This window comes from Pseudomonas abyssi, assembly GCF_002307495.1.
In the GTDB taxonomy this organism is placed as follows: domain Bacteria; phylum Pseudomonadota; class Gammaproteobacteria; order Pseudomonadales; family Pseudomonadaceae; genus Halopseudomonas; species Halopseudomonas abyssi.
This window is the reverse complement of record NZ_NTMR01000013.1, coordinates 57,755-71,737: the sequence shown is the minus strand read 5'-3', so window position 1 is coordinate 71,737 and position 13,983 is coordinate 57,755. Positions and strand designations below refer to the sequence as shown.

Below are 13,983 nucleotides of genomic sequence, written 5' to 3'. Positions count from 1 at the left end.
TGTGGTCATCCAGGAAGATCATCACCGGCGCCAGCGAACAGGCCGCGTTGAACATGCCGGATGGCGCGCGGCTGATGGCGTTGTTCAGTACGTCCTGGTTACGCGACAGGCTCTGCCACTTCAGGTTGCCCTCGTTGGAGCCCATGATCACCTGTTTTGCGACGGTAACCAGCGATACCGCGGACTGCACCCCTTCCAGGTTCTGCATCTTCCATTGCAGCTGGTCGATGGCTTCCATGGTTTCGTAGGCAGAGCACTTCTCCGGCGGCGTGCTGACCATCACCACCAGAATGTCGGAACTGGTGGTGTAGTTGCTGATGATAAAGTCGTTATCCAGGTTGTAGCGCGAATCCGGGTGCAGCTCGGGCGCACCGGCATCCAGATCGCCGATCTTGATGTTCGCCTTCTGGTACATGAAGCAGCTGACGCCGCCGACCAGCGCGATGATCACCAGCCAAGGCGCCACATTCGGGTGAGCCACGTTAGACAGGAAGCGCCAGAACGGGTGTTCACGCACCGCATCGCGCTTGGAGCGCTCGACGGCCTTCTTGCTGATACCCAGATAGGAGATGGTGACCGGCAGCATGATCAGGTTGGTAAACACGATCACGGCAACACCGATGGAGGCACCAATCGCCAGTTCGTGGATCACGCCGATATCGATGATCAGCAGGGTAATAAAGCCAACCGCATCGGCCAGAATCGCGATCATGCCCGGCAGGAACAGTTGACGGAAGGTCAGTCGAGCCGCCGTCAACGCGTTGTCGGCGCCACCGGATTGCAGCGCGATACCGTTGATCTTCTGCACGCCGTGGGAAATACCGATAGCGAAGATCAGGAACGGCACAAGCATGGAGTACGGGTCAATCCCGAAACCGACCAGGTTGATCAGACCCAGCTGCCAAATCACCGCAATCACGGTAGTCACCAGTACCGATACGGTACTGCGGATACACCAGGTGAACAGATACAGCATCACGAAGGTGATGGCGAAAGCGATGGCAAAGAAGCCAACCACGCCGATCAGACCATCGATCAGGTCACCCACCTTCTTGGCGAATCCAACGATGTGAATCCTGATGTTCGGATTTTCGTTCTGGAAGCGATCACGGATCTTCTCTTCCAGCTGATGGGAGAACTCCTTGTAATCCAGACGCAGCAGCTCGCTCTGATTCTCGGGGTTCGGATAGAACTCCTGCAGCGGCACCTCGATGATGCTCGACTTGAAGTTGTTGGCCACCAGACGACCGATCTCACCCGACTTGAGCACGTTGGCGCGCAGCTCTTCCAGGTCCTGCTCATTGGTGTAAGACGGATGGTTGGTGACCGGACCACCGTCAAAGCCGTATTCGGTTACCTCGGTCCAGCGTACGTTCGGCGTCCACAGCGAGCGCAGGTTGGAACGATCAACGCCGGGCAGGAAGAACACCTCGTCGTTGATCTGCTTGAGGGTTTCCATGTATTCGGAGCTAAAGATGTCGCCGTCTTCAATGGCCACCGCGATGCGGATGGAGTTACCGAGGTTAGCGAGATCGTGCTGGTGCTCGAGCATGTTGACGATGTACGGGTGCTCAAGCGGAATCATCTTGGCAAAGCTGGTATCGGGCCGTACCTGCAGCGCCTGATAACCGAGAAACAGTGAAACGAGGGTAAACAGAACCACCACTGCAAGGCGGTTGTTGAAGACCAACCGCTCCATGAAGGGGGCATCTTTCTGGTCAAAGGACATCCAGATTCTCCTGGCTTGTAATTATTATCAGTGCGCGTGCAGTGCGTCGGCAGGCATGGTGACAACACCATGCTGGCCTACCAGCAGCAGTTCGCCGTTGCTCAGCACACGGGCCGAAGCCAGTGCCACGCGGTCAGGACGGGTCATGACGTCAAAGCTGCGGCCGCCGTTGTCGCTGGTGACGACGACGCCACCGGCGCCCACAACCGCTACCGCGCCACCAGCAGACACACCACCACCCAGCAGAGTCGCCTCCAGCGGGCCGTTGTTGGGAGTATTCAGCTCAACCTGCTGCCAGCTGTCACCAAAGTCGGTGGAACGGAACATGTTGCCACGCAGACCCCAGACCAGTACGACGTTGTTTTGCGCCGTACCGGACACACCAAACCAGGAGCCGTCATAGGGCAGATCGGTCAGGGTTTCCCAGGTATCACCAAAGTCAGGTGAGCGGTACAGCGTGCCCATCTCACCGGCGATGAACAGACCCGCGCCCTTGACCTCGGCCATGGCGTTGTAATGGAAGCCATCGGGGTTGTCGATGTCGTAGGTGCGATCTTCCCAGGTCTGGCCGCCATCGTCGGTGCGCAGGAAGGTGCCATAGGCGCCGATAGCAAAGCCGGTGTTGGCATCACGGAACCAGACGTCCATCAGCGGACGCTCGAGCAGGCTGGGGCCGTCCGGGTCGACCGGCTGGTCCAGCTCCGGGTCGCGATACTGCATCGCCCAGGTGGCGCCACCGTCGGTGGTGTTCAGAATCAGGGAGTCATGACCAACCGCCCAGCCGCGCTTGTCGTCAACAAAGTACACGGCGGTCAGCAGCTGGCGTACCGGCACCTCAGCCTGGGTCCAGCTCTTGCCCTGATCATCGGAATAGACAATGTGTCCCCGACTGCCGACAGCAACCAGACGATCACCCACCACCGCGGCGTCGATCAACAGCGTATGCGCAGCCAAGGGAGATTGAATGGCCGGTTGCACCGCTTCACCGACAGTGTCATTGGCCTGTACGGCAGCAGAGCCGAGCGCGCCCAAGCCGGACAACATTACGGCAGAGGCCAACGCAGAAACAGAAAACGCTTTCTTGAGATACGAACCCCGCAGTGAGACAGCTGCGCGGGTTGCGAGTGAAGCACGCCAGGTAGACGGCTTACGCATAAACACCACCCCTCTTTGTTTTTATAGGTGTTGCTCCGCTACGGGAAGCATGTTGTCGCCACATGGGACCTGCTGCAGCGCAGGCGCAGCCATGCAGTCATTCCGCCAGCGGACAGGGCATATTAGAGACCTCTCGGGCCGGGTACAAATACCTGTCGGTAATTTTTTATTAAAATTTCACGCTTGCGCGTGCTGAGTAACTCATTTATTGCCGGCGAGTTCAAGAGCCGCGCGCCAGACGGCTGGCGCTCCTGGACTCGCCATTGCCGGTCAGGCCAGCGACTTGCTCACCACCTCATAGACATCGGGCGACAGCTTCTCCGCCAAAATGCGCGACAGCTGCCCGCGCATCAGCGCCTGACGCTCGTCATCAAACTTGCGCCAGCGGCTCAGCGGCGTGACCAGACGCGAGGCGATCTGCGGATTGCTGCGATCCAGCTCGATGATGCGATCTGCCAGGAAGGCATAGCCGCTGCCATCGATGGCGTGGAAGTTGGGGAGATTCTGATTGACGAACGCCCCGATCAGCGCACGCACCTTGTTCGGGTTACGCAGGGTAAACAGCGGGTGCCCCATCAGCTTCTCGACCCGCTCCAACGCACCGGGCTGACTGGCCATGGCCTGAATACTGAACCACTGGTCCATCACCAGCGGATAGGCGGACCAGCGTTCGGCGAAGTCAGCCAGTGCGGCTTCGCGCTGCTGCTCGAAGGGCGAGTTTACCAGTGCGACCAACGCAGCCTGGCGGTCAGTCATGTTGCTGGCCTCGACAAACTGGCGCACGCACCAGCCCAGTACCTGCTGCTCGCCCGTCAGCATCAGGTACCCCAGCAAGCTGTTTTTCAGACTACGGTCAGCCATAGCCGGAGCGCTGGCACTGAACTCCCCTGCCCCGGCCGCTGCCAGGGTCTGATAGCGGGCAGCCATGTCGTCACGCAGCGCCACGGCCAGCGCACGGCGCAGCCACTCGCGGGCAAAGTGGATGGCATCAATGTCGGCCACCTCGGCCAATTCGACCAGATAGGCTTCGGACGGCAGGCGAATAATCTCTGCCACCATGGCGGCGTCCAGCTCGGCATCGGTAATCACACTGCGCATCACATCGACCAGCCGCTGGTCCAGGTTCAACGGGCGTCCGGCACGGTGAATATCAACCAGCCCCTGCAGCACGTCTACCGCCAGCCCCTGCGCCGCCTCCCAGCGATTGAAGCCGTCCGGATCGTGCTTGGCGAGGAACACCCGATCATCGCGGCTGTAGGGATAGCTCAGCTTGACCGGAGCCGAGAAGCCGCGCAGCAGAGACGGCAGCGGGCTGGTCGGCACATTCTCGAATACCAGCGTCTGCTCGGCTTCGGTGATGGATACAACAGCCTCATTGCCAAGCGCCTCGCCATTGAGCTGCAGCGCCATCTCCTTGCCGTCACGGTCCAGCAGCGCCATGCGCACCGGGATGACCTGCGGGAGCTTGTCGGGTTGGCCCGGCGTGGGCGGACAAACCTGAGTGAAATGTAGGCGGAACTCGCGCTTGGTCGCATCGTAGTCAGCTGTGACGCTCAAACGCGGCGTACCGGCCTGGCTGTACCAGCGTTTAAATTGGGTAAAGTCGGCACCGTTGGCGTCTTCCAGCGCCTTGATAAAGTCATCGCAGGTGACCGCCTGACCGTCGTGACGCTCGAAGTACAAGTCGGTGCCCTTGCGGAAGCCCTCTTCACCCAACAGGGTATGCAGCATGCGCACGACTTCGGCGCCCTTCTCGTAGACGGTCAGGGTGTAGAAGTTGGAGATCTCGATAAAGGAGTCCGGCCGCACCGGATGCGCCATCGGGCCGGCGTCTTCGGCAAACTGGTTGGCACGCAGGAAGGTGACATCCTCGATACGCTTGACCGTACGCGAGTTCATGTCGGCAGAGAATTCCGAGTCGCGGAAGACGGTAAAGCCTTCCTTAAGCGACAGCTGGAACCAGTCGCGACAGGTCACCCGGTTGCCGGACCAGTTATGGAAGTATTCGTGCGCTACTACCGCCTCGACCCGCTGAAAGGCCATGTCGGTCGCCGTATCCTGGTGCGCCAGCACGCAGCTGGAGTTGAAGATATTGAGGCCCTTGTTCTCCATCGCGCCCATGTTGAAGTCATTGACCGCAACGATCATGAAGATATCCAGATCGTACTCGCGGCCATAGACCTCCTCGTCCCAGCGCATGGAGCGCTTGAGGCTGTCCATGGCGTGGTCGCACTGGGTGCGGTTTTCCGGCTCGACGTAGATGCGCAGGTCAATGGTGCGCCCGCTCATGGTGGTAAAGCTGTCCTGCAGCAGGCACAGGTCACCAGCCACCAGGGCAAACAGGTAGGCTGGCTTGGGGAACGGGTCTTCCCAGCTGACCCAGTGGCGACCGCCTTCGTGCTCGCCGGAGGCAATCGGGTTGCCGTTGGACAGCAGCACCGGATAGCGCTCACGCTCGGCGATCACCGTGGTGGTGAAGCGGCTCATCACATCCGGGCGGTCGAGGTAGTAGGTAATCTTGCGGAAGCCTTCGGCCTCGCACTGGGTGCAGAACATGCTGCCAGACTTGTAGAGTCCTTCCAGCGCAGTATTGTTCTGCGGCTCGATGCGGGTGGTCAGGGCCAGCTCGAAGGTTGCCGCTGCTGGCTGCAGGCTAAGGCTGTCTTCATCGACCTGATACTCGCCCTCGCCCAGTTCCTGGTCGTCCAGCACCACCTTGAGCAGCGCCAGCTCCTGGCCGTCCAGTACCAGCGCAGGCAGCGCGCCGGCGCCGTGACGGTCGCTGTTCAGGCGCAAAGCGAGACGGCTGTGCACCAGCGCATGATCCTCGAACAGCTCGAAGGTCAACTGAGTCTCATCGATCCAGTAATCCGGGGCCTGGTAGTCCTTGAGGTATATCGTCTTGGGTTGTTCGGTACGCATATCAGAGCTCCGCTGCGGCCGGCGTCGGCCGGTGAAATCGTGTTCGGCCGCCCCGCTGCAGGGCGGCCCTGCCGTTATGGCTCAACCGGCGCTGAAGGCCAGTTGGTAGGCTGTGTATTTGCGAATGTTGATCACTGCAGTGTCGAGCAGCAGGTACTGCCCCTTGATGCCAAGCAGCGTGCCTTCCAGCACCGGCTCCTTGTCCAGGTTGGCCGATTGCGGCTTGGCCACGTACTGCTCGACCGGATAGCGAATCGCCAGCGCCTCGGCCTGGGGCAGCAACTGAATTGCCTGCAAGCCGAAGCGCGACTGCAGCTCACTGAGGCCCGCCTCCGCGTTATCCAGCAGGCGATCACGCTCGGCGCACAGATCCAGCGGTTCAGGGTCACCCTTGAGCAGTGCCCGCCAGTTGGTCTTGTCTGCCACCTGCTGACGCAGCAGGTCTTCGACCAGGCCGGACTGCTGGCGGGTGGCTACCCGCATGATCGGCAAGGCCTGGCTTGCGCCCTGATCAATCCAGCGGGTCGGAACCTGGGTGGCGCGGGTAATGCCCACCTTCAGTCCTGACGAATTGGCCAGATAGACAATGTGATCGGTCATGCAAAACTGCTCACCCCAGGCCGGCTCGCGGCAGGTGCCCTGATCATAGTGGCACTTCTCCGGGCTCATGATGCAGACATCGCACTGCGCCAGCTTGGTAAAGCACGGGTAGCAGTAGCCCTGGCTGAAGCTTTTCTTGGTCTTGCGGCCGCAATGCACGCAGTTGATCACGCCCAGCGCTTCCAGACGCAGTGTCTTGCCGAGCAACGCGTTGAGCGGCACCTGCTCATCACCGATGGGCAAGCTGTAGGTCACCGGCGTCTCGGGCGACTCAAGCTGGCCGCGCATCTTGCTGACGCCGCCCTGAAACTGCAGCTGGCTCAATGCAAGGTCTCCGAGCGGGTCGAAAACAGAATATTGGGAATTTCCTGCTCCTGCGACTTGCAGCCTTGCGGCCCCATGTACCCGGTGCGCTCCTCTTCCGGCAGATTGTCCTGCTCCCAGGCAATCATCGCCTGCAGGCAGAGTTCCTTCTGCTCCTGCGTCAGCTTGCGCCCGTCCGGCCATTTGCCGATCTCCACGGCCAGCTTGAGGCTTTGATAGATTTCCGGGCTGATGTTGCGCAGCATCTCGACGAAAGTAGTCATCGGGTCTCCCGCTGGATGAGTGAAAGTCGCTATTGTACCTGCCGCTGGCGCTGCAACGCACCTGCCGCGGCGCCGATCAGGCAGCCCGTAACAAGGCCGCTGACATGCGCGGCATTGGCGATGGCGCCAAATCCCAGCAGCGTAATCAGCCCGGTCATGCACAGCACCAGCCAGGCCAGCATCATGATGATGACACCACGTGGCAGGTCAAAGAACACGTTGGGCGCCAGCTTCTGGTATAGCCAGCAATAGCCAAGCAGACCGTACAGCACGCCCGAGAGCCCGCCAAACAGGCTGCTGTTACCACTCCACAGCCACTGCGCGGTATTGGAGACCAGACCGATCAGCAGCGTCAGACCCAGCAGCCACAGCCCGCCGGAGCGCATTTCGATGCGCCGGCCCAACTCCCAGTACCAGAGCGCGTTGAACGCCAGGTGCATGATCCCAAAATGCAGAAAGATCGGCGTGATCAAGCGCCACCACTGGCTCATATCCGGCTGTTCAGCCAGATACCCGCTGGGCTCAAGCGGCGTAAAGGTGAACATCACCACCTGGCGAACATCGCTGCCCATACTGGTCAGCAGCGCGACCACCGCAGTGATTACCAGCACACCGAGCGTAACCGGAATCAACCGGTGGGCCTGACGCCAGAACTGTGCAGCCGGGCTAGGTGGACGTGGATCACCACCCGATTGCGGCAACGCATCCATGCCCTGCTCATACAGACTACGGACAATCTGCGCACTGGCTTCATCCACCACCCAGACCACTTGCTCGCCACGTTCCTCGGCAATACGGTGCACGACCCCGCGCTGGCGCAGAAAGCGTGCCAGCGCGGACAGGTCTTCATTCAACGGACGGGTTAGCGCCTTGAGCATGGCGAGCCTCGCTTCAGTTCATTTGCGGTACTTCGACCCAGACAAAGTGATCGCGTTCCAGACGGGTTTCGCCGCTCCAGCGATAGGCCACCAGCTTGCCGTACTTCACGGCGCTGTAGTCCAGGCAGGCCAGATTCGGTCGAATCGGCCGGGGCGTACCCTGCTGCCAGTAATGGCCGACAAACAGCAAGGGGTCGTGCGGTCGGTACAGCATCAAGTCGCTTTTCTGCTGCTCGGTCAGCGGCTTTTCCGCCACCGGCTCCGGCAAGGCATCGGGCTGAAAGACCACATCGCCGTAGGTTTCTGGCGCCTCCTCCCAGAATTTGGTGCGGAAGAACGCGCGGGTAAAGCCGTCTTTCCCTGTCATGGTGATGCCGTGCGGCAAGCGCATGTCGGTGCCACGCAGCAGCCGGTCAAAGGTTTGCGCCGGGAAGCTGCCCCAGTGCGCCGAGCCCATCAGAAACGCGTCGTCTATGCGGCCGTCCGGGTAATCCTGACGCAGCGGCTCGATCAGGCTGCTGTCCCAGCAGGCGTGCACCAGCCGAAACGGGCCCATATCCAGAAACAGCGGCAGATCGCCGAACCACTGGACAAACTCCCGCCACTCCTGCGGCCAGGCGTCGAATTGCGCCAGGGTGTCGCCAATCAGACGATGATGCCGCTCGGTATGCTCGCGCAGGTAGCTGCGACCGCTGCCCGGCGGCGCTGGCGTCTCCCAGCAGATGGCGTTGAATTCGTGATTGCCCATGATGCAGCGCGCCTGCCCCGCTTCAACCATGTCGCGCACCAGGTGCAGCGCCTCGCGAATACGCGGGCCGCGATCAATGATATCGCCGAGAAACAGCGCCTGCCTGCGCGGATGCTGCCAGACGCCGTTCAGGCGGCGGTAGCCCATCTGCTCCAACAGGCGTTCGAGAGTATGCGCACAGCCGTGCACATCGCCGATGATGTCATAGCCCCGGTCGAGCTCGGCGTCGCTCACCTTACTGCTCCGTCAGGCGGCTGGACCAACCGAGCTTGCTGCGGCAAATGGCGTAGAAGTTATGATCAAGCGGATGCAAAAGCCGCAGCTTCTGCGGTTTTTTGCGGATGGTAATGCTGTCGCCGGGTGCGCAGGACATGTGCACCTGGCCATCGCAGCTGACCTGCGGATAGATACCGCTCTGCTTGGAAATGATGATCTTCAGTTCGCTGTTGCCGTCCACCACGATCGGGCGGCTGGACAGCGTATGCGGAAACATCGGCACCAGCACCACGGCATCCAGCTTGGGATGCATGATCGGCCCGCCGGCCGACAGTGAGTAGGCGGTCGAGCCGGTTGGGGTGGCCACAATCAGGCCATCCGACTTCTGACTGTAGACAAACTGGCCGTCAACATAGAGTTCAAACTCGATCATCCGCGCCGACTTGCCCGGGTGCAGCAGCACATCGTTCAAGGCTTCACTGGTGCCCAGTTGCTCTTCGCCGCGGCGCACAAAGGCGTCCAGCAGAAAGCGCGTTTCGACCATGTACTTGCCGGCCAGCACCTCGCCTACGCGCGCCTCGAGTTCATCTGGCGGAATATCGGTCAGAAAACCCAGTCCGCCGCGGTTCACGCCCAGTACCGGGATGTTGTAACGGCACAGCGCACGCGCGGCGCCAAGCAGGCTGCCATCGCCGCCGACTACAATCACCAGGTCGCAGATCTCGCCCATCATCTTGCGCGAGCACACCTGCTGCTGGTGGCCCGGCAGCAGCTCCGCCACCGCGTCTTCCAGAATCACGGTATGTCCGGTGTCGAGCAAAAATCGCTTGAGCCGCTTGAGGGTATCGACCACACGCCCGCTGCCCAGACGCCCAATGAGACCGATGTTGCGGAACTGATCCATACCACCCCTTTGCGTTCGTCTGTGAGATGCCCGAGACTTGGGGCACGCGCCGATTATTCCGCAGCCAGCTGTGACTGGCAAATACGGGAGCCGCGATGCCACCGCGTTTTCACAACCCGCTTGTCCGCGACCTGGCCTGGGTAGCCGCCAGCCCGGCGCTGCTTGACGGTCAATTACTGCCCATGCGCGATCCGCTGCAGGACTCCGTCTGGCGTCAGGATCCGGATCAGCTCTGGCATCAGCTGAGTCTACTGGATGCAGCCCCGCACCGCTTGGCCGAGCTGTTCAGCGACTCGCCGGACCGACGTCTCGGCAGCCACTACGAGGGCCTCTGGCACGCCCTGCTGACCCTGGCGCCGGACACGCGCATTCTGGCCCACAATATCGCCTTGCGCCGCGGCGCGCACACGCTGGGTGAAATGGATCTGGTGATACAGGCGGCCGACGGTGCCATCGTGCATTTGGAGCTGGCGGTCAAGTTCTACCTGGGCCGCGCCGACCTGCACGACCCGTTGCAGCATTGCAGTGCCCCCCAGCACTGGTGGGGCATTGATACCCGCGACACCCTGGCCCACAAGCTGTCTCGCCTGATTCAACACCAGTTGCCACTCAGCCAGCGCCTGCCCGAGCTTGCCACCGCCCATCGGGCGCTGCCGCTGCCCGAGGTCTCGGCCGCCTGGTTGCAGGGTGAGTTGTTCACGCCGCTGGATCAGCCAATGCCGCTGCCAGCCGGCGGTCTTGCACCACCCAGGCCCCTGCACTGGTGCCCGGTACGCGCCCTGAAGACGCTGCCCGCACGCTCGCGCTGGCTGCAGCTCCCGCATAAGGAATGGTTAATGCCACCGGCAGCAGACGCAGCCGAAGCGCTCAGCCCCGCTGACATGCGCGCGCTTTGCCTGCGCCTGGGGCGACATCGAGCGCGCATGTTCTGTGCGGCGGGGGATGACAGCTTGAGCGCCGAACGGCTGCTCTGTGTGGATGACGCCTGGCCAGCCTGAGCAGCCGGGTCAGTCGATGTCGGTCGATGACCGACTTTGCGCCTTGCTCAGTTCGCGCTTGAGGTGGGCGTTGACCTTCTGCTGCTGGGCCAGCTCCTGCTTGATATCCAGCAGTTCCCCCTGCACGATTTCCAGGTGTTCGGCATGGGTACCGCGCAGTTCCACCAGCGCCTGCTCCTTCTCCAGCGTCAGCGCGCGCAAGCGGTTATTCAGCAGCTCGATCTGTTGCCGATACTCGCGCACCTCGCGGTCGTGCTTTTCCTGCTGGGCCTGAGCTTCTTCAGCGACCGCCGCTTCCGCCGCGACGCCGCCGACGATATTGCCACCGCCATACCAGGCATCCTCGGCAGCGATATTCAGACGCTCGGGCGAAATCACACCCAGGGTTTCCTCGTCTTCACCAAGAATGCCCAGAGAGTTACGTGCTACGGCATCCTTGACCAGCGCCAGATCGTTAGTGCCGGCTCGCTGTCCCGGCTTCCACAGCATGGGCCGGTACTGCGGTTGCTTGTTGTAACCCAGGCACACCAGTCGAATGGGGCCGCCGCCCATGTCCGGCCCGCGCTCGGCGCGCTCGGCGATCTGCCGCAGCGGCATGTTCCACAGGCGGTTGACGTAGCCGTCGAGGTCAAAATCCAGGGTAAAAAACACCGCGGCACGCACCTGCAGGCGGGCGTTGATCTGCAAAAACACCGCTTCCACGGTTTCGTCAGCAAATTCGGGGGAGGCAACCAGACCATCCAGCAATGCCTCGAACTCGGGGAACAGCATTTCCTTGCTGATCCCACGTTCGGAAAAGAACATGACCGCTTCGGTCAGTAACGGCTTGGCTGCCGTGCTCATCATTCAATCTCCTCGCCCTGCAGCGGCTTGTCCCTACGCGGGACTTGGCTGTCCCTGATCCCTCATCAGTCACACAGTGTAGGCAAAAGGTTCCATGTCGTGTGTGACCGACTTGGCAAGGGGCCCGCAGGCGCCGTGGAGTTGAAGCTGAAAAAGCCGAATCCGTCGCACTTTTTGGGCCGCCGGCACCCCATTGCAAGGCACCGGCGGCCAGCGCCTCAGATGGCTGCCGCCAGGCGCGAGCCCTGATCGATGGCGCGCTTGGCATCCAGTTCAGCCGCCACATCGGCACCGCCAATCAGGTGCACGTTCTTGCCTGCGGCCACCAGACCGGCCTGCAGTTCACGCAACGGTTCCTGACCTGCACACAAAATGATGGTATCAACCGGCAGCACTTTTGGCTCGCCATTCTCGCCAATGCTGATATGCAGCCCCTCGTCGTCCACCTTCAGGTAGTTGACCGAGTTGAGCATCTGTACCTGCTTGCTCTTAAGGCCTGCGCGGTGAATCCAGCCAGTGGTCTTGCCCAGGCCGTTACCGACCTTGCTGGTCTTGCGCTGCAGTAGATAAACCTCACGCGCCGGCGGATGCGGCTGCGGCTGGACGCCGGCGATCCCGCCGCGGGCTTCGAGATTCGGGTCGATCCCCCACTCCTTCCAGAACAGGTCAATGTCCTGGCTCGGACTGGTGCCCTGATGGGTGATCATTTCGGACACATCAAAGCCGATACCGCCAGCACCGATGACCGCCACCTTCTGACCTACCGGCTTGCGCTGCTCAATAGCGTCCAGGTAGCCAATCACCTTGGGGTTGTCGATACCCGGGATATCCGGTGTGCGCGGCACGATCCCGGTCGCCAGAATCACCTCGTCGAACTCGGTCAGATCACTCACATCAACACGGCGGTTGAGCTCCAGCTTGACCCCGGTCTTCTCGATCCGCTTGGCGAAGTAGCGCAGGGTCTCGTAAAACTCTTCCTTGCCGGGCACCAGCTTGGCGATATTGAACTGACCACCAATCTTGTCGGCAGCATCAAACAGGGTAACGTTGTGGCCGCGCTCGGCAGCAACGGTCGCAGCCGCCAGACCCGCCGGACCAGCTCCCACCACGGCAATGTTCTTCACCTGGGTAGTCGGAATGAAGTTCAGTTCGGTCTCGTAACAGGCGCGCGGGTTCACCAGGCAGCTGGTCAACTTGCCACCAAAGGTGTGATCCAGGCAGGCCTGGTTACAACCGATGCAGGTGTTGATCTCATCGGCGCGGCCGGCGGCCGCCTTGTTGACGAACTCGGGATCAGCGAGGAACGGACGCGCCATGGAGATCATGTCCGCGGCGCCGTCGGCCAGCAGCTGGTCAGCCAGCTCCGGCGTGTTGATGCGGTTGGTGGTGACCAGCGGGATGGACACCTCGCCCTTGAGCTTGGCGGTGACCTTGGCAAAGGCACCACGCGGCACCTTGGTGGCGATGGTCGGAATCCGCGCCTCATGCCAGCCGATACCGGTGTTGATGATGGTCGCACCGGCCTTCTCAATCGCCTTGGCGAGCATGACGATTTCATCCCAGGTGCTGCCGCCCTCGACCAGGTCCAGCATCGACAAGCGATAAATGATGATGAACTCCGGGCCAACCGCTTCACGGACCCGGCGCACAATCTCGACTGGCAGGCGCATGCGGTTTTCGTAGCTGCCGCCCCAACGGTCAGTACGCTTGTTCACATGGGCAACCAGGAACTGGTTGATGAAGTAGCCTTCCGAGCCCATGACTTCAACGCCGTCGTACCCCGCCTCCTTGGCCAGCGTGGCACAACGGGCAAAGTCGGCAATCTGCTTCTCGATACCTTCCTCGTCCAGCTCCTTGGGCGTGAACGGGTTGATCGGCGCCTGCACTGCGCTGGCGGAGACCTGTTTGGGGCTGTAGGCATAACGGCCAGCGTGCAGAATCTGCATGCAGATCTTGCCGCCTTCGGCGTGCACCGCGTCGGTAATCACCTTGTGCTGGGCCGCCTCTTTCGGCGTGGTCATCTTGGCCGCGCCCTGTGCCACACACCCTTCCTCGTTCGGACCGATACCGCCCGTCACGATCAACCCCGCGCCGCCGCGCGCCCGTTCGGCAAAATAGGCCGCCTGGCGGTTGAAACCGTTCGGGCGTTCTTCCAGACCGGTATGCATTGACCCCATCAGGGTCCGGTTGCGCAAGGTAGTGAAGCCCAGATCCAGCGGGGCCAGCAGGTGCGGGTACAGGGTTTGTTCGCTCATCGGTTACTCCGGCGTCATCATCAGGTTCGGCGCTCGGATACATGCCCGGCGCCTGTTTGTGAGCAAAACAATAGGCCCGCTCGCGACGCCACTCAATAACCTGAAGTGACACTTTAATAACGATAAATTACACTGCAGCCGACACAGT

At 61.4% G+C, this 13,983-nt stretch carries 11 protein-coding genes; 1 reads left to right on the top strand and 10 read right to left on the bottom strand.

Annotated elements, in window-relative coordinates:
* The 8 genes from CNQ84_RS11895 to CNQ84_RS11860 form a co-directional block, all read right to left on the bottom strand.
* Nucleotides 1-1,729 (bottom strand): efflux RND transporter permease subunit (locus CNQ84_RS11895; protein WP_096005082.1); only part of this gene is annotated, 1,729 nt, incomplete at its 3' end.
* Between the two features lie 27 nt (nt 1,730-1,756).
* Nucleotides 1,757-2,884: a WD40/YVTN/BNR-like repeat-containing protein gene (locus CNQ84_RS11890; RefSeq protein ID WP_096005081.1), complete on the bottom strand. Its 1,128-nt coding sequence runs from the start codon at nt 2,882-2,884 to the stop codon at nt 1,757-1,759.
* A 270-nt stretch (nt 2,885-3,154) separates the two neighbouring features.
* Nucleotides 3,155-5,806 carry an aminopeptidase N gene (gene pepN, locus CNQ84_RS11885; protein ID WP_096005080.1) on the bottom strand — a complete coding sequence of 884 codons (2,652 nt, stop codon included), beginning with the start codon at nt 5,804-5,806 and terminating at the stop codon, nt 3,155-3,157.
* Between the two features lie 81 nt (nt 5,807-5,887).
* Nucleotides 5,888-6,694 (bottom strand): DUF2797 domain-containing protein, encoded by an 807-nt coding sequence (locus CNQ84_RS11880; RefSeq protein WP_096005090.1) that lies wholly within the window; start codon nt 6,692-6,694, stop codon nt 5,888-5,890.
* A gap of 32 nt (nt 6,695-6,726) precedes the next feature.
* On the bottom strand, nt 6,727-6,993 hold the full coding sequence (locus CNQ84_RS11875) for a YeaC family protein (RefSeq protein WP_096005079.1): 267 nt from the start codon (nt 6,991-6,993) through the stop codon (nt 6,727-6,729).
* A 29-nt stretch (nt 6,994-7,022) separates the two neighbouring features.
* A complete protein-coding gene (locus tag CNQ84_RS11870; protein ID WP_096005078.1) occupies nt 7,023-7,871 on the bottom strand; it encodes a rhomboid family intramembrane serine protease in 849 nt (282 codons plus the stop codon).
* Between the two features lie 13 nt (nt 7,872-7,884).
* Nucleotides 7,885-8,853, bottom strand: a complete 969-nt coding sequence (locus tag CNQ84_RS11865; protein ID WP_096005077.1) for a metallophosphoesterase — start codon at nt 8,851-8,853, stop codon at nt 7,885-7,887.
* Between the two features lies 1 nt (nt 8,854).
* Nucleotides 8,855-9,739: an NAD(+) kinase gene (locus tag CNQ84_RS11860; RefSeq protein WP_083724201.1), complete on the bottom strand. Its 885-nt coding sequence runs from the start codon at nt 9,737-9,739 to the stop codon at nt 8,855-8,857.
* 95 nt (nt 9,740-9,834) lie between these two features.
* Between CNQ84_RS11860 and CNQ84_RS11855 the strand changes: the two genes are divergently transcribed.
* A complete protein-coding gene (locus CNQ84_RS11855; RefSeq protein WP_096005076.1) occupies nt 9,835-10,737 on the top strand; it encodes a DUF1853 family protein in 903 nt (300 codons plus the stop codon).
* 9 nt (nt 10,738-10,746) lie between these two features.
* On the opposite strand, the gene CNQ84_RS11850 is transcribed toward CNQ84_RS11855, so the two are convergent.
* Nucleotides 10,747-11,583 (bottom strand): hypothetical protein, encoded by an 837-nt coding sequence (locus CNQ84_RS11850; protein WP_118129672.1) that lies wholly within the window; start codon nt 11,581-11,583, stop codon nt 10,747-10,749.
* Between the two features lie 215 nt (nt 11,584-11,798).
* Nucleotides 11,799-13,835, bottom strand: a complete 2,037-nt coding sequence (locus CNQ84_RS11845) for an NADPH-dependent 2,4-dienoyl-CoA reductase (RefSeq protein WP_096005074.1) — start codon at nt 13,833-13,835, stop codon at nt 11,799-11,801.
* Nucleotides 13,836-13,983: the final 148 nt, after the last annotated feature.